Below are 26,352 nucleotides of genomic sequence, written 5' to 3' on the forward strand. Positions count from 1 at the left end.
AGCCGACTGGCGGCCCGGGCCGCTTCGTCCCAGACCAGACCAGCGCCGAGGACTGCCGCACATGGCAAAGGCCACGACCATCAAGATTCGCCTCGTGTCGACCGCCGACACCGGCTTCTTCTACGTCACCAAGAAGAACTCGCGTACCATGACCGAGAAGATGGTGAAGAAGAAGTACGACCCGGTCGCGAAGAAGCACGTCGAGTTCCGCGAAGCGAAGATCAAATAGGGCCTGCGGCGGACGCTCCATCGTCCGCCTGCACCTGATCGATCTTCCGAATTCGCCCGAAGCGCCGCGCGGCATGTCCGTCCGGCGCTTTTTGCGTTTGCGTTGCAGCCCCGGCTCAGTCCGTCTTGATGAACGTGCTGACCGTTTCCAGGAACTTGTCCACCGAGATCGGCTTGGAGAGATAGGCTTCGCAGCCGCCCTGGCGGATGCGTTCCTCGTCCCCCTTCATGGCGAAGGCGGTGACCGCGATCACCGGGATCGCCTTCAGCTCGTCGTCCGCCTTGATCTGCCGGGTGACGTCCAGGCCGGAGACCTCGGGAAGCTGAATGTCCATGATGATGAGGTCCGGCCGTTCCGAGCGGGCAAGCTCGATCGCCGTGGTGCCGTTTCGGCTTTCCACGACCTCGTAGCCCGACGCCTCCAAAAGGTCGTGGAAGAGCTTCATATTGAGCTCGTTGTCTTCCACGATCAGAACGCGTTTGGCCATAAACCCCCCGGGACAAGGCTGGAACGGCTGCTATCGAATCGCATCCGAACCGGCGCATGATAGAGGCCGTGGGGCGGATGTGAACCGTAGCGGGCGCCGCGATGCGGGTTCGAAAGGGACGGAGCCGGTGTCGATACCCGGACTGTGTCGCGACTGTCATACCAGCTTTGCCGCGCAAAGCGCAGCCGCCCTTCGCTGCCCCTCCTGTCGCAGCCCGCGGGTGGTCGCCCACCGATCGCTCCAGGACCTCTCGATCGCCCATGTAGACTGCGACGCCTTCTATGCGGCCATCGAGAAGCGCGACGACCCGTCGCTGCGCGAAAAGCCGCTGATCATCGGCGGCGGGCGGCGCGGCGTCGTCTCCACCGCCTGCTATCTCGCGCGCATCTCCGGCGTGCGCTCGGCCATGCCGATGTTCAAGGCGCTGGAGGCCTGTCCGGATGCGGTGGTGATCCGTCCCGACATGACGAAGTACGCGGCCGTCGCCCGCGAGATCCGGGCCCTGATGACCGATCTGACGCCGCTGGTTCAGCCGATCTCCATCGACGAGGCCTTTCTCGACCTGACCGGGACAGAGCGGCTGCATCGCGCCCGCCCGGCGGAGGTGCTCGCCCGCTTCGCCAGCCGGGTTGAGAGCGAGATCGGGATCACCGTCTCGATCGGGCTCGCGCCCAACAAGTTCCTTGCCAAATACGCCTCCGATCTCGACAAGCCCCGCGGCTTCGTCGTGATCGATCAGGCGGAGGCCGTGGACCGGCTCGCCGACGATCCGGTGAACCGGCTGCCCGGCGTCGGCCCCGCCATGGACCGGACGCTGCGGGAGGCCGGCTTCCGCCTGATCCGGGATCTGCAGACCGCCTCCCAGGAAACCCTGCTGCGGCGCCTGGGCGCCCAGGGGCCGCGGCTCGGACGGCTCGCCCGGGGCATCGACGACCGCCCCGTCGATCCGGTGGACAATCGCAAGAGCGTGTCGTCCGAAACCACATTCGAGAGCGATATCTCCGCTTTCGAGACGCTGGCGCCGATCCTGCGCCGGCTCAGCGAAAAGGTCTCCGCCCGGCTGAAGGCCCAGGAGATCGCAGGCCGCACGGTGACGCTGAAGCTGAAGACGCGCGATTTCCGCACGGTCACCCGTAGCCGGCAGCTCTCCGACGCCACCCGGCTCGCCGACCGGATCTACCGGACCGGCGCCGACCTTCTGTCCAAAGAAACCGACGGACGCGCGTTCCGCCTGATCGGGATCGGCGTCTCGGAGCTGGAACCGGCGGTCAACGCCGACCCGGACGACCTGCTGGAGCCGGAGCGGGCGAAACGCGCCGCCGCGGAACTGGCTGTCGACCGCCTGCGCGGCCGCTACGGCGAGGCGTCGGTGGAGCTGGGCCTGACGTTTGGAAGCGACCGCCGCGGACGGGCGAAAGGGGAGGATCACACTTGAGCTCGGAGATCCACCCAATTCAATTTGCTTCGCGGAATCAGTTCTTTAACATCGCCCTGCTGGGGATGGACGGAAACTGATGGGGGCGGACGAATGGGCTATGGTGTTTTCATTCACCGCTCGGACTCGCGCTATGACGACACACCAGCCGAGCAATACCAATTCCCGCTTACTTATTTCCGACCAGCCCAAGACATTGCCGGCAATTGGGTCATCTACTACGAACCAACGAAGGTTCCGAATACGAAGGGATATTACGCTGTCGCTCAGGTGGAGCGAATAGAACCTGACCCAGAAACACGCGACATGTTCCTTGCGATCATTCGGCCGGGGTCATTCTTGGAGTTCCCTAATCCCGTTCCGTTTCGCGACCATCAGGGTGTCCCGCATGAACGAGGCGTTCTCAACGATGCTGGTCGAGCATCAGGACGAGCTCAGCGAGCTGTAAGACCGATTTCTGAAGCCGACTTCTTCCGAATCCTCGATCTCGCTGGATTTGAAGAAGAGCCTGTCCTTCCTCGCCTTGATGAACAGCTAGATGGGCTGGGCTTCGCGGAGGACCAGGCGCCATTTGTCTTCGAGCAGCCGCGAGACCGTCTGCTTCAGATCACATCACGCCCGGTGCGCGACCGCATCTTCAGGAAACTGATTTTGCGGGCCTATGACCAGAGGTGCGCCATCACCGGTCTGCGGTTCATCAATGGCGGCGGCCGCGCCGAGGTGGACGCGGCGCATATTCGACCCGTCGAGGCAGACGGCCCCGACAGCATCCAAAACGGGCTGGCGCTATCAGGAACCGCCCACTGGATGTTCGACCGCGGTTTGATCAGCCTAGATGATAACCTTCAGATCCTAATTTCGCGACAGTCTAACAACCGCGACGAGATCGAAAAATTCATCAACCCGACCGGACACGCGATTGTGCCCAAGAGACGTGCGGACCAGCCTCATCCGAAATTTCTCGAGTGGCATCGCGAAAATTGCTTCAAGCACTGAAGCGCGATCATTTTCCCAGCCTATCGGGCGGACTTAATTACAGCTCGTCTTCGGCAGACGGTCCAGCTCGACCAGCGTGCCGGTCAGGCTGAAATTGCCGTAATCGAGGGTCAGAGCGCGGCTCACCCCGTTCTCGTAGAGCTGGAACTGGAGCGTATAGACCGGCGTCAGTTCGCCTGCCTCGCCGGCCGACAGGTCGAAATAGGAGAGGCTCACCGGCCAGTGCCGGGTGGCTCCGACCGCTTCCGACAGCCGGTCGTCCGCCTCGCCCACCGGCGCGTCGCTCTCCCCGCCGATGACGGCGGTGGTCGTGTACATCTGCCGGCCGTCGTCGGAGCCGTCATAGAGATCGGCTTCCAGGATCCGCTGGTTGGCCCGGGCCGCCTCGATGACGCGGATCAGGTGCTGGGTCGGGAAGAGAACGTCGCCCCGCATCCGGAACGTCGCCTCTTCGGGCTGGGAGAGCTCGACGGAGATACCGTCGTCCTCCTGGCTGGCGGACCCCTTGGCCTCCTGCTGCAGCCGCTGGCCGACGAAGGTGCGGCTCAGGAACTGGAAGCGGTCGCCGTCGCCGGATTCGTGGGTGCTGGAGCGCAGGTCGGTGACCCGGCGGCCGCCGTCCTGGTCGTCAATCCTGGTGACGAAGCGGCTGTTGACCGTGAAGCCTTCGCACGGCGCACCGGTGACCTCGAACACCAGCCGCCCCGACACCGACGAGATGTCGGCGGACGAGCTCGCGTCGCCCAGCGCGATGTCGTAGACGGCCCGGTGCGCCAGAAGCCCGGCCGCGACATCGTCCGATCCGGCCTCGTCGGCCGCAACGGCCGCCGGTCCGACCGACATCACGAGGCACGCGGCGATCGCGGCAATCAGTGAACGCATGGTACTTCCCCAACTTGGTTCCCAGCACACGGTCCAGGAGCGTGCGGCCAGCATAGAGTGGCCGGTCCCGCGGGACCAATGCAAGCGCTCCGTCCACGCACAACCACCGGCGCGTCAACATGCCTTGCCGATCAGGCTCTTGCCGCGCCGCGCTGCATTCTTCAAGAAGGACGGATGGTCACAATGGCGGGAGCGGTCCGGACACCGCATTCTGCCGAGAACCCGGATCGCCCGTCGGCTTCGGCCCGCGATCCGCTCACCCTGGATCCTCATGTCCGAAGCAATGGAGACGCCGCCATGGCCGACAGCATCCAAAGCCGACTGGCCGAGCTTGGTATCGAGCTGCCCACCCCGTCGACCCCGTCGGCCAACTACATGCCCTATGTGCGCACCGGCTCGCTGCTGTTCATCTCCGGCCAGATCCCGATGGGACCGAACGGCCTGGAGCACGTGGGCAAGCTCGGTGCCGATTACGACGTCGAGAAGGGCCAGGCGGCGGCCAAGCTGTGCGCCATCAACGTGCTGGCCCAGGCCAAGGCCGGCATGGGCGACCTGGAGGCGATCGCGCGTCTGGTGAAGGTCGTCGGCTTCGTGAATTCCACGCCCGACTTCACCGAGCAGCCCAAGGTCATCAACGGCGCCTCCGACTTCTTTGTGGAAGCCATGGGCGACCGCGGCCGCCACTCCCGCTCGGCGGTGGGCGTTGCTGCCCTCCCCTTCGGCGTCGCCGTCGAGGTCGAGGCGATTTTCGAGATCGCGTGAGCGGACAGGCGGAGCGGCACCGGTGACGGCGCCCGACTGGCTCACGGCGCGACCGATCGCCCATCGGGGGCTGTACGGAAGTGACGCCCCGGAAAACTCGATCGCGGCCGCCGAGGCCGCGATCGCGCACGGCTATGCCATCGAGGTCGACCTGCAGCTCTCAGCCGACCGCACGCCCATGGTGTTTCACGATGCCACCCTGGAGCGGATGACCAGCGCCGACGGGCTGCTCGCCCGGCGCACCTCGGAGGAGCTTGCGGAGCTGACGCTGCGCGGTGGGAGCGAGCCGATCCCCGCCCTGGAGCGTCTCCTTGAAGCCGTTGCCGGCCGCGTTCCGCTGTTTCTCGAACTGAAATCGGGGTGGCGCCGCGAGGCGTTGCCGGCGCTGGCCGAGGAGACGGCGGCCGTTCTCAACGGGTATGACGGCCCGGTCGCCCTCATGTCGTTCGACCCGGAGCTGGTCGCCGCCAGCCGCCGCCTGCTGCCGGAACGCCCCCACGGCATCCTCGCCTGCGATTTCGCCAGTGCGCCCGGCGGACCGCCTCTGTCGGTGCTGGAGCGTTTCGCCCTCACCCATCTCCTGCACGCGCCGCGGACCCGCCCGAATTTCATCGCCTATGCGGTGAGCGACCTGCCGGCGGTGGTCCCGAGCCTTGCCCGCCGGATCTACGGGACACCGCTTCTCGCCTGGACCGTGCGGACCGGCGTCGAACGCGCCCACGCAGAAAAGACCGCCGACCAGATCATCTTCGAGGGCTTCCTGCCGTGACCCGGCACGCAATTCGCACGACCAAAGTCGGGCCCGGCCCTTGAGACCGGGCAGCCAGCGCTTACCCTATGACCATAAGCGACGATCGCCCGTTCCGATTATCCCGATCATCGAGCCGCCATGTCCGCTGACCCCTCCGCCCCATCCGACCTCGTTCTCAAGGCAGCCGGAGGCGTCTCCTCGGTCGACCGGGACGTCTGGAACGCACTGGCCAACCCCGGCTGGACGCGCAAGGGCGGCGCCCTGGTCCAGGACGGCACGCCGCCCCATGCCTACGATCCGTTCGTCGATCACGATTTCCTGTCCGCTCTGGAGGAGACCGGCTGCGTCGGGCCGGAGGCGGGCTGGTATCCGCGTCCGCTTCTGATCGAGGACGCGGACGGGGTCATCCGGGCGGCCGCCCCCAGCTATCTGAAGACCCATTCGCGCGGCGAGTACGTGTTCGACTATGGCTGGGCCGATGCCTTCGAGCGCGCCGGCGGCACCTACTATCCGAAGCTCCAGGTCTCCGTGCCCTTCACGCCGGTGACCGGTCCGCGGCTACTGGTCGGGCGCGGCGAGGATGCGGAGACGCTGAAGGCGCATCTGGGCGAAGGCCTCGCCGCCTTCGCCGCTCAGGCCGACGCGTCCTCCGTCCATGCCACCTTTCTGTTCGAGGAAGACTGGACCGACCTCCTCGACCGCGGCTATCTCGCCCGTACCGACGTCCAGTTCCACTGGATCGACCGCAACTATGGCGACTTCGACGGATTTCTGGCCGCCCTGTCCTCGCGCAAGCGCAAGCAGATCCGGCGGGAGCGGCGCGACGCGCTCGCAGCCGGCCTCGAAATCGAATGGGTGACGGGCGCCGACCTCACCGAAGCCCACTGGGACGACTTCTTCGCCTTCTATATGGACACCGGCGCCCGGAAATGGGGCCAACCCTATCTGAACCGCGCCTTCTTCTCCGCGCTCGGCGAGAAGATGGCCGACCGGGTGGCCCTGGTCTTCGCCCGGCACGAAGGCCATGCGATTGCCGGCGCGCTCAACCTGATCGGGTCCGAAACGCTCTATGGCCGCTACTGGGGCTGTCTGGAGGACCACCCGTTCCTGCACTTCGAAATCTGCTACTACCAGGCCATCGACTTTGCGCTCGCCCACGGTCTGACCCGCGTGGAAGCCGGCGCCCAGGGCGAGCACAAGCTCGCCCGCGGCTATGAGCCCCACATCACCCGGTCCGCCCACTTTATCCTGCACCCGGGGCTGCGCCGGGCGATCGCCGACTATCTGGAGCGCGAGCGCCAGGCGATTTCGGCGGAGCGGGAATTCCTGCTGGAGCACGCGCCCTACAAGCGCGGCGGCGACGACCGCTGACGGCGACTTGACCGGCCGGGCGGATCTTGTAGCGTCCTGCGGCTCGCAGATCGCGACCGGCCATCAACCGTTTGGAGAGGCGCCATGACCGCTTATGACGACAGCAACGTCTTCGCCAGGATCCTTCGTGGCGAACTCCCGGCGATCAAGATCTACGAGGACGACAGCACCTTCGCCTTCATGGACATCATGCCCCGGTCGGACGGCCATTGCCTCGTGATCCCGAAGGCGCCGTCACGCAACATCCTCGACATCGCGCCGGAGGATCTGGCGGCCACCATGGCGACCGCCCAGCGGCTGGCGCGGGCCGCGATGCAGGCCTTCTCCGCCGATGGCGTCACCATCCAGAATTTCTGCGAAAGCGCCGGCGGACAGGTGGTGTTCCACACCCATGTCCACGTGCTGCCGCGCTACGAGGGCGTCGCGCTACGCCCCCACACCGGCGACATGGCCGACCAGGACATGCTTCAGGAGCAGGCCGACAAGATGAAGGCGGCGCTCGCCGGCGCCTGAGGGAAAGACCCGGACCCGGTCCTCACTGGCTGGACCTCCGCGCTCAGCGCAGAAACCAGCCGGCGGCGATGATCGCCTCGCCGGCCAGAAGCCCGAGAACCAGCGTCCGCCGGGTGGCGAAATAGACCGCAAGGCCGATTGCTGCTCCCGCGACCCGAACGAGCATCGGAACGTCCGCCAGCGCGCCGTTCGGAAACAGGATCAACTGGGAGATCAGCGCCGCCAGCAGCGCGATCGCCACCGCCTTCACCCAGATGAAGATCTCCGACTCTTCCGTCAGCCGCCCGGCGAACAGCACCCCGAGCCACCGCCAGATGTGGGTCGGAAGCGCGGCGATGATCAGGATCGTCAGGAACGGACCCAGCCCGGCAAAATCGAGTTCGGTCGCCCCGCTCATGTCCGGGCCTTCCAGAAACGGCCGCCGAGATAGGCGAGCGTCCCTCCGACGAGGCCCGCGACGAGGATGTCGAAGTCGAACCCGGTCGCGTGCAGGACCGGTCCGATGACCAGGCCGAAGATCATCGCCAGATGATCCGCCTTCACCCGTCCGGCACCGGACATGGTGAGAAGGAAGTAGAGGGGGGTCATCATCAGAAGGACCGCCGAGACCCAGCCGCTGACCTGTCCAATGACGAGATAGCCGAAGCTCGCCGCGACGAGATTGACGGTCAGCAGGGCCGCTGCGAAGCCGGCGAAATAGGGCAGTCGCGCGTGGCGTGGCGTTTTCGGAAGCTCCGACATGCTGAAGACCCAGGACGTCACGGCCACATAGGTCGAGACCGCCAGCAGCGAGAGCTTCGAGGTGCGTTCGTCACGGACGACCGGGGTCCAGGCCATCAGCATCGGCAGGAACCGGATCGAGGAAAAGCTGATGGCAAGCGCTGTGGCCAGCCAGCCCGCACCGTTCAAGACCGAGCCGACGAACACGATCTGCGCCGGCAGCGCCCAGACCATCGTTGCCACCATCACCATCTCGACGAGGCTCAGCCCCGCATCCCGCGCCAGGGCCGCGAACCCGACCTGGGCGGCCATCAGGACCAGCGCCGGGATCGACACCATCTTGGCGGTTCCTTTCAGGAACCATTGCGCCGGTGACAAGGGGGGTGGGGTCTCGGACACGCGCTGATATCGATGTCGACGAAGGGACACCTGCCGGTAGCACAGTTGTGCCACCCGCCCCAGCCCCGGGGGCGCCCCACAGCCATGCAAAAAAGCGCCGGCCCAGGGGACCGGCGCTTTCTCACTTCCGATAGGATCAATGCCGGTCGCGCCGGCGAGCCCGTTACTGGGTCAGCGGCACCTTCGGCACGAAGCTGCCCTTGGACTGCTTGGCCGGAACACCGCCCGACCCGCCGGAGTTGGAGCCTCCGGAGTTCGAGCCGCCCGACTTGGAGCCGCCGCCCGACCCGGAGCCGCCCTTGCCCTTCTTGGGCGCGGCGGCCTTCTTCTTCGGCTTGGCCGGCGGCTTGGCCTTGGCGGCCTCGTCGGCGATCGCCTCGAGGGTGAGGCCGGTGGACCCGTCCTCCTTCTCGCCGACGTCGACCTTCACGGTGCCGCCCTTCATCAGCTTGCCGAACAGCACCTCGTCGGCCAGCGGCCGTTTGATGTGCTCCTGGATCACGCGGCCCAGGGGGCGGGCGCCCATCTGCTCGTCGTAGCCCTTCTCCGCCAGCCAGGAGACCGCGGCATCGGACAGCTCAAACGTCACGTTGCGGTCGGCGAGCTGGGCTTCCAGCTCGATGACGAACTTGGTGACGACCTGATGGACCACATCCGCCGGCAGGTTCCGGAACGGGATGATGGCGTCGAGACGGTTGCGGAACTCCGGCGTGAACAGCCGGTTGATCGCTTCCTGGTCGTCGCCTTCCCGCTTGCTCCGGTTGAAGCCGATCGGCGCCCGGGCGAGATCGGCTGCGCCCGCATTGGTCGTCATGATCAGGATGACGTTGCGGAAGTCGATCTGCTTGCCGTTGTGGTCGGTCAGCTTGCCGTGATCCATGACCTGCAGAAGGATGTTGAACAGGTCCGGATGCGCCTTCTCGATCTCGTCGAGGAGCAGCACGCAGTGCGGATGCTGGTCGATCCCGTCGGTCAGCAGGCCGCCCTGGTCGAAGCCGACATAGCCCGGAGGCGCACCGATCAGCCGCGACACGGTGTGACGCTCCATGTACTCCGACATGTCGAAGCGCAGGAGCTCCACCCCGAGTGTCGACGCCAGCTGGCGGGCGACCTCGGTCTTGCCGACGCCGGTCGGACCGGAGAACAGATAGTTGCCGATCGGCTTGTTCGCCTCGCGCAGGCCGGCCCGGGCCAGCTTGATCGCGGAGGAGAGCTTGTCGATCGCCTCGTCCTGGCCGTAGACCACGCGCTTCAGGTTCTCGTCGAGATTGCGCAGCGTCTCCGCATCGTCCTTCGACACCGACTTCGGCGGGATCCGCGCCATGGTGGCGATCGTCGCCTCGATCTCCTTGACGCCGACGGTCTTGCGCCGACGCGCCTCCGGCAGAAGCATCTGCGACGCCCCGGTCTCGTCGATCACGTCGATCGCCTTGTCCGGCAGCTTGCGGTCGTTGATGTACCGTGCCGACAGCTCCACCGCCGCCTTGATGGCGTCGTTGGTGAACCGGATCGAATGATAGTCCTCGAAATAGGGCTTCAGCCCCTTGAGGATCTCGATCGTGTCCGGCACGGACGGCTCGCTGACGTCGATCTTCTGGAAGCGGCGGACCAGCGCCCGGTCCTTCTCGAAGAACTGGCGATACTCCTTGTAGGTGGTCGAGCCGATGCACCGGATCGACCCGGAGGCCAGCGCCGGCTTGAGCAGGTTCGACGCATCCATGGCCCCGCCCGAGGTCGCACCCGCACCGATGACGGTGTGGATCTCGTCGATGAACATGATCGCGCCGGGATACTCCTCGACCTCCTTCACGACCTGCTTGAGCCGCTCCTCGAAGTCGCCGCGATAGCGGGTACCGGCGAGAAGCGCGCCCATGTCGAGGGCGAAGATGGTGGCGTCGGCGAGCACCGCCGGCACGTCGTCGTCGACGATCCGCTTGGCCAGACCTTCGGCGATCGCCGTCTTGCCGACGCCGGGGTCGCCCACCAGCAGCGGGTTGTTCTTCTGGCGGCGGCACAGGACCTGGATCGTGCGCCGGATCTCGCTGGCGCGCCCGATCAGCGGGTCGATCTTCCCCTTGCCGGCCTTCTCGTTGAGGTTCACGCAGTAGGCTTCGAGAGCATCGGTCTTGCGCTTGGCGCGCTCGCCGCCTTCCACGGTCGCCTGGTCCTCTTCGGACCCACGCGACGAGCGCGGCTCGGACATGCCGGCCCGCTTGGCAATGCCGTGGGAGATGTAGTTGACCGCGTCATACCGGGTCATGTCCTGCTCCTGCAGGAAGAACGCGGCATGGCTCTCGCGCTCGGCGAAGATCGCCACCAGCACGTTGGCGCCGGTCACCTCGTCCCGTCCGGAGGACTGGACGTGGATCACGGCCCGCTGGATGACGCGCTGGAACCCGGCGGTCGGCTTGGAATCGTCGCCAGTGTCGGTGACCAGATTGTCGAGTTCCGTATCAACGTACTCGACCAGGTCCCGCCTCAGCTTTTCCAGGTCGACGTTGCAGGCCCGCATCACGGCGGCGGCATCCTGGTCGTCGACGAGCGCCAAAAGAAGGTGCTCCAGTGTGGCGTATTCCTGATGGCGCTCGTTGGCATAAGCGAGCGCCTGATGCAGCGCCTTTTCGAGACTACGGGAGAATGATGGCACGAGGGTTCCTCACTTCTTCTCCATGACGCACTGCAAAGGATGCTGGTGCTTGCGCGCGAAATCCATGACCTGAGTCACTTTGGTCTCCGCGACTTCGTAGGTATACACGCCGCATTCGCCCACTCCGTGATGATGGACGTGGAGCATGATGTGGGTCGCCTCGTCGCGGGTCTTCTGGAAGAACCGCTCGAGCACGTGCACCACGAACTCCATCGGCGTGTAGTCGTCATTCAGCAGCAGCACCCGATACATGCTCGGCCGTTTGGTCTTCGGCCGCGTACGGGTAACGACGACGGTCCCGGATTGGTCGTCGTCGTCGGATGGTGTCGTCATCACAATCGGTTGAGTCCGCATGGCGCTCGGTCCGTCGTGATAGGTGGCGTATGGGTCCAGCAATCTCCGGCCCGTCAGGTTGGGATCGCGCGGCCCGAGCACTCCGCTCTCCCGCCGGCGACCATCGATCTCACACGCTCCGGCGGCTGGTGTCGCACTGCGCCCGCCGCCGCTTCTCTGTAACGACGCGGGATGGAGCCGCGCCGCCGCCGCACCGAAAGCGACGTTGTTGTCGCTAAATGTAAGCAGCGTTCTCCAACATTGTAAGGCGCTCACTGGCAGGCGCAATGGACCCGACCCGTCGCCCGGGAAATCTACCCACAAAACACAAAGCCCGGCGCGAGGGCGCCGGGCTTCAGGAAGATCCGCACTCCACCGGAGTGTCTGGCGACCGGTCCTAGGCGCCCGGCATCTTCACGGCGGCCTGGGCCGTCTTCTGCATGTCCCGTGCCATACCGGCGTAAAGCTCGCCGAGCTTGGTCATCTCCGCGACCATGCCCTCGTAGGCCGACTTCATGTAGGTCGCCTGCGCCTCGAAGGCCTTCTCCGCGCTGGGCGCGTTCATGACCTGGTCGAGCGCGGCGGTGCCGTCCTCGAAGCTCTTCTTGGAGTAGTCGGCGAGTTCGGTGGCGATGGCCTGGAAGCCCTCGCTCGCCGTGCCGAGCGACTTCATCGCATGGTCGAGATTCTGCTGATTCATTTTCTGGATGTCGTCGAAGCCGAGCGTCATCGGGCCCCCTGATGGACTGACGTGAATGAAATATCGGTGCCGTAGGGGCGGAGTGTCACGCAGTGCACAAACCCCGTCAAGGGATTTGCTGCATTGCAGCAGACCCGGTCCGCTCGAATGAAAGGCGATCTGTTTACGGCCCGATAACCGCTTCCACGTACCGTTCCCACAATCGATGCCGGACGTCCGCATTCAAGAACGGTCTCCGGTTGGGGCGACAGTAGAGTGTTCGAGTAAGGGTTCTTCATGAGTAGCGGGCACATCTCGACGAGCGGAGACTGGGCCAGGACGGCCCTCCGTTTCGCAGCAGCCATCCTCCTGACCCTGGCCTGCCTGACGGCGACCGCCCAGACGGCATCGGCCAATCCGAAATATGCGGCGATGGTCGTCGACGCAAACACCGGCGAGACGCTGTTCGCGCGCCACGCCGACGCCAAGCGCTATCCGGCGTCGCTGACCAAGATCATGACGCTTTACGTGGTCTTCGAGGAGCTGCGCGCCGGCCGCATGGCCCTCGACACCCCGATCAAGGTGTCGGCGCACGCCGCCAAGCAGGTTCCCTCCAAGATCGGCTTCAAGCCGGGCCAGACGATCGAGACGCGCGATGCGATCCGCGCCCTGGTCACCAAGTCGGCCAACGACGTCGCGGCGGCCGTGGCCGAGCACATCTCCGGCTCCGAGGGCGCCTTTGCCGAGCGGATGACCCGGACCGCCCGCCGGCTCGGCATGAGCTCCACCACCTACAAGAACGCCTCCGGCCTGCCCAACAGCGCGCAGGTCACAACGGCCCGCGACCAGATCCGGCTGGGCATCGCCATCCAGCGCAACTTCCCGGTCTATTACAGCTACTTCCAGACCCGGTCGTTCACCTATCGCGGCGTCGCCCACCGCAACCACAACCGGCTTCTCGGCCGCGTCGAGGGTGTGGACGGCATCAAGACCGGCTTCATCAACGCGTCGGGTTTCAACCTGGTGACTTCGGTCAAGCGCGACGGGCGCTACATCGTCGCGGCCGTCTTCGGCGGCCGCACCGGACGCTCCCGCGACGCCCACATGGAAGAGCTGATCGCGACTTACATCAAGAAGGCCAGGCCCGGCGCCGGCGGCGCCCTGATCGCCCGCAACGTGCCGGTTCCGGCCGCGCGTCCGGCGATGCCGGTGGCGCTCGCGCTCGCCGAGCCCGACACCGGTGCGACCCAGGCGGTCCAGAAGGCCACCACCATGGCCGTCGAAGAAGGCAAGCCGCTGGCGGCTCCGGCAACCGGAACGCCGCGCACGCTGACGCCGGAACTGATCGCCGCCTATGCGGCCTCGGTCCACGCCGATGCCATGGAAGCGGCCTCGGAAGCCCCGATGGAGCCGACCGACGCCGTCGGATCCTACGAGAGCCCCGAGGACGCCGAAGAGGCGACGGAGACGGTGATCGCCGCGGCGGCCGCTCCGAAACCGACATCGGCTGCGCCGAGTGGCTGGCACGTGCAGATCGCCGCGACCCAGAGCGAGAGCGAGGCCCGCTCGTTGCTGCGCGCGGCCCAGGAGAAGAACAGCAACGTCCTGGGCGGCCGCGACCTCTACACCGAAGCCGTCGACGTGAACGGGACCACGCTCTACCGCGCCCGCTTCACCGGTTTCTCCACCAAGTCGGAGGCCTGGTCGGCCTGCTCCCAGCTGAAGAAGCGGAAGCTCTCCTGCTGGGCACTCAATCCGGCTTCCTGACGGGAGAAGCGGTCGATGAGCAGCCTCACCGGATCAGCATCCGCACCCGAGAGCACCGCCGCCGGCGACGTGCGGGCCGAACCGCGGCCCGCGGCAGTCACCGGAAAGAAGACCGTACCGACGAGGGGGAAACCTACCGTGTCAGTGCCCGCCCAAAAGCCGCTGTTTGGCTTCGTTGATCTTCGACGCAAGGAACGTGCTGCCCCCGTGGTCGGGGTGGAGCCCCTTCATAAGCCGGCGATGCGCGGCGCGGATCTCCCCTTCGCTGGCGCCTGGCTGAAGACCAAGGATCTCGTAGGCCTCTTCTTCACCCATGACACCCGAGCCCGCCGCAGCGGACTGCCCCGCACCCGGGTCCTGGTCGAAGTGTTCACGCCAACCGGGGATCCGGCGGTCGAGATAAGCTTCGACTAGCACCACGCTGTCGGGATCGCCGGAGACCTCCGAAAGCAGATCCCCCAGCTCCGCGTCGTCGAGCCCGTCGAGGGAGCGGCCCGCGAACCGGCCCTTCAGGACCTCGCCGTGGATCGCCCCGGAATCGTGGTCCAGCGTCAGGTTCAGGAAATCCGTACGAACCGACGATGTCTGGCCCGAGGAGCGCTTGGCGCGACCGGCGCCGCCGCCCAACGGGAAAGCGCCGTAGCCCAGCAGGGAGAGGCCGAAAAGACCCAACGGACCGGCGATCGGCCACAGTCCCCTGAGCGCCAGCCCGCCCGCGATCAGAAGCACGACCACGCCGCCGGCCATGCGCAGACGCCGGGCGAGGACGGCCGGATCGGCGCGGGTGAAGCTCTGGCTGGCAACCGCCAGGGCGCCGAGCGCGATCACTCCCAGCAACAGCCAGAGCATCTCAGCTCATCTTCCCGATCAGCAATTGAGCCCCCTTCTCGCCGCGCGCGCTCATGTCGGCGAGGGCCTTGCGCCCGCCCGCGGCATAGACCGCGACCGCGCGCAACAGGCGCCGCAGTTCATCGGGCGCGGAGGCGCTGAAGCTCAGGTGGGCGCCGCCGGTCAGGCGCGCGATTTCTGAAAACGCGGCAGAGGCCGGGCCGTTATTCCCCTCCTGGAAGATGAAGACGGGCACCTTGAGAAGGCCGAGTTCGCCGGCCCGCGCGCACAGAGCATCGACGTCCTCCTCCATGCAGTCGCCCACATAGACCACCGCCTGGACCCGCTCGCGTCGCGTCTCGTCGATGGCCCGGCGCAGGACCTTGCGGATCTGGGTCAGCCCGCCCCGGCACTCGATGCCGGTCATGACGTCGCGCAGCCGCTCGGCGTTGGATATCCACTTGGACGCGCGGCACTCGTCGAAGCCGCGGAAATAGACGAGCTGAATGTCGAGCCCGCCGATCTCCCCGGCTTCCTCGAACATCTCCGCCTGAATCCGGCACGCCCGGTCCCACGTCGGCTGGCGGCTCATCGTCGCGTCGAGCGCGAACATCAGCCGGCCGCGCGGACCTTCGGGTGCCGGCGCCGTCGACTGCGCCCGCGCGACGAACGCCTCGATGTCCGCGCGGCTCGATCGTTCGGTCGGCGGTCCGTGGTCCCTGGACGCGGCGGGAGCCGCCGTGCCTGGACGAAGGGTCTGTCGATCTTTCTCGCTCACGTCCCTTAGATGGCGCATCCGGCCCGCATGGCAAAGCCCCCGATTGCAGCAAGCCTGCCCTTACCAGGCCGCGTCGGATCAGATCAGCCCGAGTTCGGCCAGTTCGCGCCGCATCTCGCTGGGAATATCGTCGCCGCCGGTGCCGAGATCCATGTCGGCCGGGGCGTCGTCGGCCGGCAGGTAGCGCCACCCCTGGAAAGGCCGGCGCGGAACCATGCGGGTGGTCACCAGCTCAGGCGCAAGCACGATGTCGCAGCGGCTGGTGCCTTCCGCGTCCACCACCGGATCGAGCCGGAGGACACGTTGTCGCGCCTGGATGGCGCCGCGGATGACCCAGTAGAGCGATCCGCCGTCCAGGATCTCGTCGCCGCGCTTGGGCGTCATCCGGGTGGTGTGGCGCAGCACCTCTTCCTCACCGGCCGCCCGGCGCAAGTCGAGCCGACGCTCGATGGAGCGGGCGAGATCGTCGACGCTCTCGACGCCGACGCAGAGCTTCACGAGGTTCAGCGACATGGTGGCGAACGTGGCGCGCGAACCGGGGCGCGGCAAGAGCGGTGTCGCGATCTCCTGGGGATAGCAGGTGCCGGTCAGGCCTCCGCGACCGCCGCCTCCAGCACCACGATCGGCGCGCCCTGGGCGACCTGGTCCCCCGGCGCCGCGGCCAGCGAGGCCACCCTGCCCTCCTCCGGCGCGACGACGGTGTGCTCCATCTTCATCGCCTCGACGGTGAACAGCCGGTCGCCCTTGGCCACCGCATCGCCTTCCGCCACATAGACCGCCGTCAGCTTGCCGTGCATGGGCGCGACGATCCGGTCGTCGCCGGAAAGGTCGGACAGGTCCATTTCCAGCGGATCCAGACGCTCCACCCGCACCGACCGGCCGCCCTGGAGCGCATAGATGCCGCCCTCGGTGACGGCCACGGTCACGTCGTCCGGCACCTCGTCGCCGGCGATCGTCGGTCCGTTTTCGGTCCAGCGGACCCGGACGTCCTGGGGCACGCCGTCGACGGTCACGCGGGCGCCGCGCTCCATCGACCCGGACAGTGCGAACCCGTCGGCCGCCGACCAGGGGTCCCGCCAGCCGTCAGAGCGCACAACCGGCTCCGGCGGGGCGAACAGCATCGCCGCGGCCGCCGCAATCGCGCCATCGGAGACGCCGCCCTCGGCGAACGCAGCTGCATTGGCATCGACGAAGCCGGTATCGTGGGCCGCTGCGCGCACAGTCGGCGCATCGACGAGCGCACGCAGGAAGGGCAGATTGGTTTTCGGCCCGGCCACCTCGGTCACCGCCAGGGCCGTAGCCATCCGGTCGAGGGCCTGGTCGCGGTCGGCGCCATGGGCGATGATCTTGGCGATCATCGGATCGTAGAAGGCCGTGACCGTGTCGCCCTCGCCGACGCCGCTGTCGACGCGGATGCCTTCACCCTCTGGCAGCCGCAAGCGGTCCAGACGCCCGATCGAGGGCAGGAAGTTCTGGTCGGGGTCCTCGGCATAAAGCCGGACCTCGATCGCATGGCCGTCGATGGGCGCGGCGTCGGCATCGGCCGGAAGGTGCTCGCCCGAGGCGACCCGAAGCTGCCACTCCACCAGATCCAGCCCGGTAACGGCTTCGGTGACCGGGTGCTCCACCTGCAGCCGCGTGTTCATCTCCATGAACCAGAACCGGTCCGCCTGCAGTCCGTCCGACCCGTCGGCGATGAACTCGACCGTTCCCGCCCCGACATAGCCGACCGCCTCGGCAGCGGCGACGGCGGCCTTGCCCATCGCCGCCCGCAGCTCCGGCGACATGCCGGGCGCCGGCGCCTCCTCCATCACCTTCTGGTGCCGCCGCTGGATGGAGCAGTCGCGCTCGTAGAGCGACACTGCCCGACCGTGGGCGTCGGCGAAGACCTGGATCTCCACGTGACGCGGGTTGAGAACGTATTTCTCAAGCAGCACGCGATCGTCGCCGAAGGCCGCCGACGCCTCCCGGCGCGCGGCGGCGAGCGCGTCGTCGAACTCGATGACCTTGTCGACCCGGCGCATCCCCTTGCCGCCGCCGCCGGCCACCGCCTTGATGAGGATCGGATAGCCGATCTCGTAGGCCTTCTGCTTCAGGAACTCCGGTTCCTGCCGCTCGCCGTGATAGCCCGGCACGACGGGCACGCCCGCCTTTTCCATCAGCGCCTTGGCGCCGTCCTTGAGGCCCATCGCCCGGATCGCCGCCGGCGGCGGACCGATGAAGACGACACCGGCTTCGGCGCAGGCCTCCGCGAACGCCGCATTCTCCGACAGGAAACCGTAGCCCGGATGGATCGCCTCGGCGCCGGACCGCTTGGCGGCCGCGAGCACGCGGGAGACGTCGAGATAAGAGTCCGATGCCGGCGCGGGCCCGATGAAGACGGCCTCGTCGGCGGCAGCCACATGGGGCGCGTCCCGATCGGCCTCGGAGAAGACCGCCACCGTGCGCAGACCCAGCCGTTTGGCGGTTTTGATCACACGAACGGCGATTTCACCGCGGTTCGCAACCAGGACGGACGACAGCACGCCGGAACCTCCCCGTTCCATTCATCGGCAGGTCCCCCCTTTCTTCGAGCGAACAGGGCGGACCCGTGCCGAAACTGTGGTGGCAGCGCCGGACGGGCGCAAGCGCAGCAATCGATCGAAACACGAAAAAGGCCGATGCGCTTGCGCGCACCGGCCCGGAAGTCTGACGGCGGCCCCGTACGGGACCTCGCGTCCGGGGGGATCAGGTGCCTTCGAAGACGCCCTCTTCCTTCATGGTCGCGTAGACGCGGTCGAACCAGATCCGGAGATCGGCGACGCCGGACGTGGCCTCCCAGATGTCGATATCGAACTTCTCGGCCGCCTCGTCCTCGGTGAGGTTCAGGGCCTCTTCCAGAGACACGAAGTTCAGCTCCATCAGGTGCCACAGCTCCGACGTGCAGCGCGGCAGCTTGATGTAGTGGAGCGAGCGGTTCTCGGCGATCTTGTTCAGCTCCTGCGAGATCTTCAGCGTGGAGAAGCTGCCGCCGGCCTCGTTGAGGACGATGTACATGCGCGAGATCGGCATGACGTCCTGATCGTTGAAGTTCCGGACCAGATCGGAAATGTCGTCAATGGCGTGCTTTTCGGCACGGCAGACCAGCATCACGTCGACAGGCGGGGCCTTACGCGACTGGAAGATCTGGCTCACCTTGCGGGTTCGCGCCCACTCGATGACCTGCGTCACCACGTTGGCGCCGAGATCCACGACGACGCCGCCGTCCAGGAAGCTGCGACCGAGCCGGTCCCAGTACTTCAGGGAGGCGTTCATGTCGTTCGCCTTCTTGGCGATCGACAGCTCTGCGCCCACACCGAACTCGGTCACGCGCTGCGGATACATCTTGCCGATTTTGGAATGCCCGGACTCGTCGACAAAATCAGCCGATGCGAGCTTGTAGTTCGCACCCGAACGCTGAAGCCCGAGATAGACGAGCTGGGCCAGCGTCGTCTTGCCCTGACCGCCGGCGTGAGCCGCACAGAGAATCGACCTCATTCCTGCACCCTTGTGGCAAATCCCGGCCGAGACTGACGCGCCGGTGTCTGAAAAAGGACTGTACGTGTCGACGTCCTCCAGGAGAACGCCAGACGCAAGCCGCGGAAAGTTCGGTTATCACTACGGATGAAGCAACTGAGGTGTCAACCGCCGATGCTCGGGGGGTTGCAGGATTCCGCGACCGCGACTCTGACGGCCTTGATATGGACTTGCTGCATGTGCGAGAGGAACGCCGTTGGTGTCCGACGGGCTTGAATTCGGCACGATTTCGCCGGTCCCACCCGCTTCTGCCCTCTTCATGTCATATGGTTGATATTCGAATCGCGTTGATGAGATATACGAGGCTCAAGCTGACGCAGTCGAATCGTGCCGACGCCAGTAGGATCTGACGACGTGGTCGATAGGACGCCTATGCCTGACCGGAACGAGCCGCGGCACTATCGCGCTCTGTTCATATCGGATGTCCACCTCGGAACCCGAGGGTGCCAGGCCGATCTCCTGCTCGATTTCCTGCGCTATCACGAAGCCGAGACCATCTATCTCGTCGGCGACATCATCGACGGATGGCGCCTGAAGCGGTCATGGTACTGGCCCCAGCCGCACAACGACGTGGTGCAGAAACTCCTGCGCAAGGCGCGCAAGGGCGCGCGCACGATCTATATCCCCGGCAACCACGACGAGTTCCTGCGCGACTATATCGGCACCCACTTCGGCGGCGTCGAAGTGATGGAAAGCACGATCCACGAAGGCGCCAACGGCAAGCGCTACCTCGTCATCCACGGCGACCAGTTCGACGTGGTGGTCCGCCACGCCAAGTGGCTCGCCTTCCTCGGCGACTGGGCCTACGTCACGGCACTGACCATCAACACGTGGGTCAACATCGTCCGCCGCCGGCTGGGACTGACCTACTGGTCGCTGTCGGCCTGGGCCAAGCTCAAGGTCAAGAACGCCGTCAATTTCATCGGCAAGTTCGAGCATACCCTTGCCGGAGAGGCCCAGCGTCGCGATGTACAGGGTGTGATCTGCGGCCACATCCACCATGCCGCGATGCATGAGGAGTTCGGCGTGCATTACATCAACACCGGAGACTGGGTCGAAAGCTGCACGGCGGTCGGCGAAACCTTCGACGGCGAATTCGAGCTCATCCGCTGGACCGAACTCGGCGAGCAGTCGACAACGAAGATCTTGGCCGCAGAGCAGGCCGCCGCATGAACAAGCTCCTGTTGGTGTCGGATGCCTGGCATCCGCAGGTGAACGGCGTCGTCACGACGCTGCAGATCACGAAAGAGAAGCTCGAGGATCTGGGGGTCGAGGTCTACCCGCTCACGCCGGACGGCTTTCGCACGGTGCCGCTTCCCACCTATCCGGAAATCCGGCTCAGCATCACCTCGCCATCGACGATCCGCCGCAAGATCGAGGCGTTCGGTCCCGACTACGTCCACATCGCCACCGAGGGGCCGCTCGGCATGCTGGCGCGCAAGTGGTGCCTGTCCGCGGGACATCCCTACACCACGAGCTACCACACCCGATTTCCCGAATATATCGCCGCCCGCGCACCGGTTCCGCTGAACTGGTCCTACTCGTTCGTCCGCCGCTTTCACAACGCCGGTGCGGGCTGCATGGTGTCCAACACCACCCTCGAAAAGGACCTCTCCGACCGCGGATTCACCAACCTCTACCGGTGGGTCCGGGGCGTCGATCAGACCCTGTTCAGGACCGAGGTGCCGCCCGCGCTCGACCTGCCCGGACCGGTCTTCATGTATGTCGGCCGCGTCTCGGTGGAGAAGAACATCGAGGCCTTCCTGAAGCTCGACCTTCCCGGCACCAAGGTGGTGGTCGGCACCGGGCCGTCGCTGGAGAGCATGAAGAGCCGCTATCCCGATACCGTCTTCACCGGTCCGAAGTTCGGCGACGATCTTGTCGCCCATTACCGGTCCGCCGACGTGTTCGTGTTCCCCAGCCTGACGGACACCTGGGGTCTGGTCCTTCTGGAAGCGATGGCCTGCGGCGTGCCGGTCGCCGCGTTCCCGATCATGGGGCCGATCGACGTCGTGGCTGACTCCGGGTGCGGCGCCCTCGACACCGACCTGAAGAAAGCGGCGCTGGCGGCCCTGGACATTCCCGGTGACCGGTGTCGCGCCTATGCCGAGACCTTCTCCTGGGAGGCCAGTGCCCAGCAGTTCTTGGAGAATGTGCAGGCGGCGAACGAGGCCGCCCTGTCCGGCCAGCTGAATTCCGCCAACGCCGCCTGATCGGGCGGCGCTCCGACGACGCAGTCGACGATCCGCGCCATGACCAAGACCCTGAAGCTGGGGGCGATCAGCATTGCGATCGCCATCGTCGTCTTCGCCCTCAAATACGCCGCCTATCGTCTGACCGGCAGCGTGGCGATCCTCTCCGACGCCCTGGAGAGCATCGTCAACATCGCGGCCGCCTTTGCCGCCTTTGTCGCGCTGCGGGTCAGTTCGCTGCCGGCCGACGACAACCATCCGTTCGGCCACAGCAAGGCGGAATATCTCTCCGCGGTGGTCGAGGGCGTGCTGATCGTCGTGGCCGCCATCGCCATCGCGCACGAATCCTACAAGGACCTGGTGGACCCGAGACCGATCACGACGCCCGTCATCGGACTGGCGGTCGTCGGAGTGGCCACCGCCATCAACGCCGTCTGGGCGGTCGTGCTCATCCGCGCGGGACGCCGGATGCGGTCCATGGCGCTCGTGGCCGACGGGCGGCATCTCTACACCGACGTCGTCACCTCCGGCGGCGTCATCGCGGGCATCGCCCTGGCCGCGGTGACCGGCTGGCAGATCCTCGATCCGCTGCTGGCCATCGTCGTCGCGATGAACATCCTCTGGTCGGGATGGCGCCTGATCCGGGAATCCGTCGCAGGCCTTATGGACGAAGCGGTCTCGCCGGCGCTCCTGGACGAGATCAAGGCCGTGATCACGGAGAACGGCGGCGGTGCGATCCAGATGCACGACCTCAGGACCCGCCATGCCGGCCACAGGACGTTCATCGAGTTCCACCTGGTCGTCGACGGCGGGATGACCGTTTCCGCCTCCCACGCGATCTGCGACCGCCTGGAAGCCGCCATCCGCAGCCACGTTCCAGGCGCGGTCGTGACCATCCACGTGGAACCGGAAACCAAGGCCAAGAGTTCTGGAGTACCGGTGTCCGAATAGGCCTCGCGGCACCGCCCGACCAGCAGCCGGGGCAGCCCGCGCGCGCTTGTGCCGGCAGCGCCGAGCCCCCATTTCGGATGCACAGTCAACAGTTCAGGACACCCGCCCCATGGCAATGTCGCGCCTTGCCGGACCGTTCGCCGTCGCGCTCGCGCTTTTTGCGTTCGCGCTCGCCCTGCCCGCCGCAGCCGACGAGCCGGACAAGATCTTCGACAAGTCGACCAAGTGGAACCTGCTGACGCCCGACCACAAACTGGCGGTCTACGGCATCGACGATCCGCTCATCGACGGGGTGGCGTGCCACTACACCCTGCCGGAAAAGGGCGGCGTCTCCGGCATGTTCGGCGTGGCCGAGGAGGTGTCCGACATTTCGCTGGCCTGCCGGCAGGTCGGGCCGGTCGCGTTCAAGGGCACCTTCGAACAGGGCGACGAGGTCTTTCGTCAGCGCCGGTCGCTGTTCTTCAAGCGGATGCAGATCGTGCGGGGCTGCGACGAGGAGCGCAACGTGCTCGTCTATCTCGTCTATTCCGACAAGCTGATCGAGGGCAGCCCGAAGAACTCCACGTCCACCGTGCCGATCATGCCCTGGGGCGACCAGCCCGCGCCGAGATGCGCCGACGCCCTGGAGGAGTGAGCGGGACGGAAAACCGGTCCCACCTTCGCGGATCCGCTCAGTCTACGAGTCGCCCGTCCTCGACGACCGCTTCGCCATCGAGCTTGATCGTCGTGTTCATCATCGGCAGGTCGAAGTGGCCGGCCGTGTAGCGGCCGGCGAATTCGTTGGCTCCGGTGGAGAACAGGAAGTTGCCGGCGACGGCCCTGAGCTCGGTGCCATTGGTGTCGCGCTTGTCGTACATGGTCAGTGCGTCATAGCGGGCGCCCCGGTTGAGCCCCCACCCGACATGCGAGACGGCGTAGGCGTCCCGGTCACCCCAGGCGGCGAAATAGTCGCGCATCAGGTCGGCATCGACGCCGCTGCCGCCGACCTCCACGACATAGTCGTCCTTGATCACCAGCTCGACCGGGCTTTCGTAGTAGCGCTTGAAGGTCAGGTTCATGTCGCCCGGCGCCAGCACCAGCCGGCCGTTGACCGTGCCCTTCGCCGGGAAGGAGACCACGATCCCGCCCGGCCAGTGGGCCAGCGTTCCCGGACGCGTGGTCCAGCCCCACACGCCGACGGTGGAGGCGTCGGTCATCGTCACCGACAGGTCGCTGCCGGCAGCAGACGTCACCGTCATGGTGGTGGCGCCGCGAAGCTTCTTCACGGCCGCCTTGACCCGGCTTTCCAGATCCGGATCGATGCGCATGCGCTCGAGCGCCTCGGGGTGCTCGTTGGAGATCACCAGGATGCGCGCGCCGCCCTTGAGGATCGCGGGTGTCTCCGGCGAATGCATGAGCCCTTCCAGGGTGACGTCCACGACCACGTCGCTGGCCGCCAGCGCATCGACCACCGGCGCCATCTGCCCGATCGCCTGGCTCGCTCCGGTGGAGCGCGCGATCACGCCCCAGGGATTGCGCGGCGTGGGAACGACGATATGAAACGGACGCACGCCCATGCGTTGCAGGGCGAGTTCGGCGAGGTGCACATTGAGCTGCCGCGACTGGGTTTCGGAAAGGATCGCCACCGTCTCCTCGGCCCGGATGGCGGAGGCTTCGAAGGCCTCGACGAAAGCGTCGATCCATTTTGCTTCGATACGGTCGGCAAGCATGGGGCCAATGTCCTTTCGATGGGGCGGGCGTCAGCCCTTCCCGTGCATTCCATGAAAAGTTATGAAACAGGCGTCCGAAACGCGCAACACCATGAGTGATCTGCCTCGAAACAGCGAGACCACCGAAGATGCTGCGGACCGCGCCGACACGAAGGCGCCGGACGGAAGCTTCGTCGGCGACTACACGGCCTACCTGCTCGCTCAGGCCAGCCATGTCTTTTCGGCCGAGATCCACGCCCGCATCAAGGCGCACGGGACCGGCATTGCCGAGTGGCGGGTTCTGGCTTGTCTCTTGGACGTGGACGGGCTGTCGGTCTCCAAGCTGGCGGAGCTGGCGCTGTTCAATCAGCCGCGCCTGTCCAAGGTACTGGACCGGCTGTCCTCCCAGGGATTGATCGAACGGCGCGGCGACACGGCGGACCGTCGCCGCGTGCGCGTTCACATCACGCCCGCGGGCCTGGAGAGGGTGACGCCCCTCATCGAGGTCGCAAGAGCCCACGAGCAGGAAATGCTGGCCGGCTACGATCCGCAGGAAGTCGAGCAGATCAAGCGGATCCTCAAACATCTGATTGCCCGCTCCCTGGCCAGCAACAAGACGGCACGGCCGATCGACACCGATACCGACTGACGTTCCGCCGGGCCGCACCTTGCCCAAGCCGGCCATCTGCGCCAAGGCTTGCCGAGGGGCGCAGGGACCAACCAAACGGCAGGCCGGTTTGCCACGACAGGCCGGCCGCCAACATCAGGGGAGACGCAGCATGGCCGTGCTCAAGACGACGATCGATCCGGGCTCCCCGCTCTTCGAGGCCCAGCATGCGGCCATGCAGGCCCTGGTCGACGATTTGCGGTCCAAGCGCGCCGAAGCCGCCCTGGGCGGACCCGAGCGGGCCCGCGAGCGTCATCTCGGCCGCGGCAAGCTTCTGCCGCGCGAGCGCGTCATGCGGCTCCTGGACCCCGGCATCCCGTTTCTCGAGCTGTCCCCGCTCGCCGCTCACGGCATGTACGAGGATGCCATCCACGGCGCGGGGCTGATCACCGGGATCGGGCGGGTCGAGGGCCGCGAATGCATGATCGTCTGCAACGACGCGACGATCAAAGGCGGCACCTACTATCCGATGACGGTCAAGAAACACCTGCGCGCCCAGGAGATCGCCGGGCAGAACCGGCTGCCGTGCATCTACCTGGTCGATTCCGGTGGCGCCAACCTGCCGAACCAGACCGACGTGTTCCCCGACCGGGAGCACTTCGGCCGCATCTTCTACAATCAGGCCCAGCTTTCGGCCGCCGGCATCCCCCAGATCGCCGTGGTCATGGGGTCATGTACCGCCGGTGGCGCCTACGTCCCGGCCATGTCCGACGAAGCCATCATCGTACGCAACCAGGGCACGATCTTTCTAGCAGGCCCCCCGCTGGTGAAGGCGGCGACGGGCGAGATCGTCACCGCCGAGGAACTGGGTGGCGCCGATGTCCACGCCCGGGTCTCCGGTGTCGCCGACCACTACGCCCTGGACGACGATCAGGCGCTGGCGATGGCGCGACGCCTCGTCGCCAACCTCAACGGCGACAAGCGTCCCGAGGTCACGCTGAGCGAACCGCGCGAGCCGTTGCATCCGGCGTCGGATCTGGACGGCGTCGTTCCGGCCGACCTCCGGCACCAGTACGACGTCCGCGAGGTCATCGCGCGCCTGGTCGACGGCTCCGAGTTCGACGAGTTCAAGGCGCTCTACGGGACCACGCTTGTCACCGGCTTCGCCCGCCTGCACGGAATGCCCGTGGGTATCCTGGCCAACAACGGCATCCTGTTCTCCGAGTCGGCCCAGAAGGGCGCCCACTTCGTCGAGCTGTGCTGCCAGCGCAAGATTCCGCTCCTGTTCCTGCAGAACATCACCGGATTCATGGTCGGCAAGGACTACGAGGCGGGCGGCATCGCCCGCGCCGGCGCCAAGCTCGTCACGGCCGTCTCCTGCGCCGCAGTTCCGAAGCTCACGGTCATCATCGGCGGCTCCTACGGTGCCGGCAACTACGGCATGTGCGGACGCGCCTACGCGCCGCGCTTCCTGTTCATGTGGCCCAATGCCCGCATCTCGGTGATGGGTGGCGAGCAGGCCTCCTCGGTGCTGGCGACCGTGCGGCGCGACAACATCGAGGCCGACGGCGGCACCTGGTCGGCGGAGGAGGAAGACGCCTTCAAGGCGCCGATCCGCGAGAAGTACGAGGCCGAAGGCCATCCCTACTACGCCACCGCCCGGCTGTGGGACGACGGGGTGATCGCGCCCTCGGAAACCCGCCGCGTCCTGGGCCTCGCCCTTTCCGCCGCCCTCAACGCCCCGATCCCGGAGACCCGGTTCGGCGTCTTCCGAATGTAAGA

27 protein-coding genes are annotated in these 26,352 nt (G+C 66.4%); 14 read left to right on the forward strand and 13 right to left on the reverse strand.

All coding sequences use genetic code 11. The annotated features are described in order from the left end of the window. The first annotated feature begins 61 nt into the window (after positions 1-61). Positions 62-229 carry a 50S ribosomal protein L33 gene (gene rpmG / locus J2S73_RS17870; RefSeq protein WP_306887014.1) on the forward strand — a complete coding sequence of 56 codons (168 nt, stop codon included), beginning with the start codon at positions 62-64 and terminating at the stop codon, positions 227-229. Between the two features lie 115 nt (positions 230-344). Here the strand turns inward: rpmG and J2S73_RS17875 are convergent, their stop codons facing one another. After that, positions 345-716 (reverse strand): response regulator, encoded by a 372-nt coding sequence (locus tag J2S73_RS17875; RefSeq protein ID WP_306887015.1) that lies wholly within the window; start codon positions 714-716, stop codon positions 345-347. Positions 717-849: 133 nt separating this feature from the next. On the opposite strand from J2S73_RS17875, the gene J2S73_RS17880 reads away from it, so the two are divergent. Both J2S73_RS17880 and J2S73_RS17885 read left to right on the forward strand, forming a co-directional pair. Continuing rightward, complete coding sequence (locus J2S73_RS17880) at positions 850-2,151, forward strand: DNA polymerase IV (RefSeq protein ID WP_306887199.1); 1,302 nt, start codon at positions 850-852, stop codon at positions 2,149-2,151. Positions 2,152-2,244: 93 nt separating this feature from the next. Then, a complete protein-coding gene (locus tag J2S73_RS17885) occupies positions 2,245-3,147 on the forward strand; it encodes an HNH endonuclease (protein WP_306887016.1) in 903 nt (300 codons plus the stop codon). A gap of 33 nt (positions 3,148-3,180) precedes the next feature. Here the strand turns inward: J2S73_RS17885 and J2S73_RS17890 are convergent, their stop codons facing one another. Continuing rightward, positions 3,181-4,029 (reverse strand): cell envelope integrity EipB family protein, encoded by an 849-nt coding sequence (locus tag J2S73_RS17890; protein WP_306887017.1) that lies wholly within the window; start codon positions 4,027-4,029, stop codon positions 3,181-3,183. Positions 4,030-4,326: 297 nt separating this feature from the next. Here J2S73_RS17890 and J2S73_RS17895 point away from each other — a divergent pair, with 297 nt between their 5' ends. From J2S73_RS17895 to J2S73_RS17910, 4 genes are all read left to right on the forward strand, one after another. Beyond that, complete coding sequence (locus J2S73_RS17895; RefSeq protein WP_306887018.1) at positions 4,327-4,791, forward strand: RidA family protein; 465 nt, start codon at positions 4,327-4,329, stop codon at positions 4,789-4,791. A gap of 22 nt (positions 4,792-4,813) precedes the next feature. Further along, positions 4,814-5,560 (forward strand): glycerophosphodiester phosphodiesterase family protein, encoded by a 747-nt coding sequence (locus tag J2S73_RS17900; RefSeq protein WP_306887019.1) that lies wholly within the window; start codon positions 4,814-4,816, stop codon positions 5,558-5,560. Positions 5,561-5,680: 120 nt separating this feature from the next. Then, on the forward strand, positions 5,681-6,913 hold the full coding sequence (locus J2S73_RS17905) for a GNAT family N-acetyltransferase (RefSeq protein WP_306887020.1): 1,233 nt from the start codon (positions 5,681-5,683) through the stop codon (positions 6,911-6,913). A gap of 84 nt (positions 6,914-6,997) precedes the next feature. Then, positions 6,998-7,426 (forward strand): HIT family protein, encoded by a 429-nt coding sequence (locus tag J2S73_RS17910; protein WP_306887021.1) that lies wholly within the window; start codon positions 6,998-7,000, stop codon positions 7,424-7,426. A gap of 43 nt (positions 7,427-7,469) precedes the next feature. Here the strand turns inward: J2S73_RS17910 and J2S73_RS17915 are convergent, their stop codons facing one another. The 5 genes from J2S73_RS17915 to J2S73_RS17935 all read right to left on the reverse strand — a co-directional run bounded on the left by J2S73_RS17915 (position 7,470) and on the right by J2S73_RS17935 (position 12,255). Further along, the gene (locus tag J2S73_RS17915) at positions 7,470-7,823 is read right to left on the reverse strand and encodes an AzlD domain-containing protein (protein WP_306887022.1); all 354 of its coding nucleotides are present in this window, start codon (positions 7,821-7,823) and stop codon (positions 7,470-7,472) included. Further along, complete coding sequence (locus J2S73_RS17920; RefSeq protein ID WP_306887023.1) at positions 7,820-8,485, reverse strand: AzlC family ABC transporter permease; 666 nt, start codon at positions 8,483-8,485, stop codon at positions 7,820-7,822. The genes J2S73_RS17915 and J2S73_RS17920 overlap by 4 nt, the downstream gene beginning before the upstream one ends. Before the next feature lie 223 nt (positions 8,486-8,708). After that, the gene (gene clpA / locus J2S73_RS17925; RefSeq protein WP_306887024.1) at positions 8,709-11,192 is read right to left on the reverse strand and encodes an ATP-dependent Clp protease ATP-binding subunit ClpA; all 2,484 of its coding nucleotides are present in this window, start codon (positions 11,190-11,192) and stop codon (positions 8,709-8,711) included. 9 nt (positions 11,193-11,201) lie between these two features. Continuing rightward, positions 11,202-11,546, reverse strand: a complete 345-nt coding sequence (gene clpS, locus J2S73_RS17930; protein WP_370874462.1) for an ATP-dependent Clp protease adapter ClpS — start codon at positions 11,544-11,546, stop codon at positions 11,202-11,204. A 376-nt stretch (positions 11,547-11,922) separates the two neighbouring features. Next, positions 11,923-12,255 carry a phasin family protein gene (locus J2S73_RS17935; protein ID WP_306887027.1) on the reverse strand — a complete coding sequence of 111 codons (333 nt, stop codon included), beginning with the start codon at positions 12,253-12,255 and terminating at the stop codon, positions 11,923-11,925. Between the two features lie 246 nt (positions 12,256-12,501). On the opposite strand from J2S73_RS17935, the gene J2S73_RS17940 reads away from it, so the two are divergent. Next, positions 12,502-13,971 (forward strand): D-alanyl-D-alanine carboxypeptidase, encoded by a 1,470-nt coding sequence (locus J2S73_RS17940; RefSeq protein ID WP_306887028.1) that lies wholly within the window; start codon positions 12,502-12,504, stop codon positions 13,969-13,971. Between the two features lie 141 nt (positions 13,972-14,112). Here the strand turns inward: J2S73_RS17940 and J2S73_RS17945 are convergent, their stop codons facing one another. The 5 genes from J2S73_RS17945 to J2S73_RS17965 all read right to left on the reverse strand — a co-directional run bounded on the left by J2S73_RS17945 (position 14,113) and on the right by J2S73_RS17965 (position 19,093). Further along, entirely contained in the window at positions 14,113-14,820 is a 708-nt protein-coding gene (locus J2S73_RS17945; RefSeq protein WP_306887029.1) for a DnaJ domain-containing protein, read from the reverse strand. A gap of 1 nt (position 14,821) precedes the next feature. After that, positions 14,822-15,595, reverse strand: a complete 774-nt coding sequence (locus tag J2S73_RS17950; RefSeq protein ID WP_370874456.1) for a vWA domain-containing protein — start codon at positions 15,593-15,595, stop codon at positions 14,822-14,824. 60 nt (positions 15,596-15,655) lie between these two features. Continuing rightward, positions 15,656-16,090: a DUF1489 family protein gene (locus tag J2S73_RS17955; RefSeq protein WP_370874463.1), complete on the reverse strand. Its 435-nt coding sequence runs from the start codon at positions 16,088-16,090 to the stop codon at positions 15,656-15,658. Between the two features lie 74 nt (positions 16,091-16,164). Beyond that, on the reverse strand, positions 16,165-18,123 hold the full coding sequence (locus J2S73_RS17960; protein ID WP_370874457.1) for an acetyl/propionyl/methylcrotonyl-CoA carboxylase subunit alpha: 1,959 nt from the start codon (positions 18,121-18,123) through the stop codon (positions 16,165-16,167). Positions 18,124-18,304: 181 nt separating this feature from the next. Next, positions 18,305-19,093 carry a hypothetical protein gene (locus tag J2S73_RS17965; RefSeq protein WP_306887033.1) on the reverse strand — a complete coding sequence of 263 codons (789 nt, stop codon included), beginning with the start codon at positions 19,091-19,093 and terminating at the stop codon, positions 18,305-18,307. Positions 19,094-19,504: 411 nt separating this feature from the next. Here J2S73_RS17965 and J2S73_RS17970 point away from each other — a divergent pair, with 411 nt between their 5' ends. From J2S73_RS17970 to J2S73_RS17985, 4 genes are all read left to right on the forward strand, one after another. Next, the gene (locus tag J2S73_RS17970; protein ID WP_306887035.1) at positions 19,505-20,305 is read left to right on the forward strand and encodes a UDP-2,3-diacylglucosamine diphosphatase; all 801 of its coding nucleotides are present in this window, start codon (positions 19,505-19,507) and stop codon (positions 20,303-20,305) included. Continuing rightward, positions 20,302-21,345 carry a glycosyltransferase family 4 protein gene (locus J2S73_RS17975; protein WP_306887037.1) on the forward strand — a complete coding sequence of 348 codons (1,044 nt, stop codon included), beginning with the start codon at positions 20,302-20,304 and terminating at the stop codon, positions 21,343-21,345. Before J2S73_RS17970 ends, J2S73_RS17975 begins: the two co-directional genes overlap by 4 nt. A 39-nt stretch (positions 21,346-21,384) precedes the next feature. Then, entirely contained in the window at positions 21,385-22,275 is an 891-nt protein-coding gene (locus tag J2S73_RS17980) for a cation diffusion facilitator family transporter (protein ID WP_306887038.1), read from the forward strand. A 115-nt stretch (positions 22,276-22,390) separates the two neighbouring features. Beyond that, entirely contained in the window at positions 22,391-22,909 is a 519-nt protein-coding gene (locus tag J2S73_RS17985) for a CreA family protein (RefSeq protein WP_306887201.1), read from the forward strand. 37 nt (positions 22,910-22,946) lie between these two features. On the opposite strand, the gene J2S73_RS17990 is transcribed toward J2S73_RS17985, so the two are convergent. Beyond that, a complete protein-coding gene (locus J2S73_RS17990) occupies positions 22,947-23,984 on the reverse strand; it encodes a 2,5-dihydroxypyridine 5,6-dioxygenase NicX family protein (RefSeq protein ID WP_306887039.1) in 1,038 nt (345 codons plus the stop codon). Between the two features lie 61 nt (positions 23,985-24,045). On the opposite strand from J2S73_RS17990, the gene J2S73_RS17995 reads away from it, so the two are divergent. Further along, a complete protein-coding gene (locus tag J2S73_RS17995) occupies positions 24,046-24,612 on the forward strand; it encodes a MarR family winged helix-turn-helix transcriptional regulator (protein WP_306887040.1) in 567 nt (188 codons plus the stop codon). A gap of 130 nt (positions 24,613-24,742) precedes the next feature. Then, positions 24,743-26,350 (forward strand): carboxyl transferase domain-containing protein, encoded by a 1,608-nt coding sequence (locus J2S73_RS18000; RefSeq protein ID WP_370874458.1) that lies wholly within the window; start codon positions 24,743-24,745, stop codon positions 26,348-26,350. Positions 26,351-26,352: the final 2 nt, after the last annotated feature.

Source organism: Amorphus orientalis (assembly GCF_030814015.1).
GTDB lineage: Bacteria > Pseudomonadota > Alphaproteobacteria > Rhizobiales > Amorphaceae > Amorphus > Amorphus orientalis.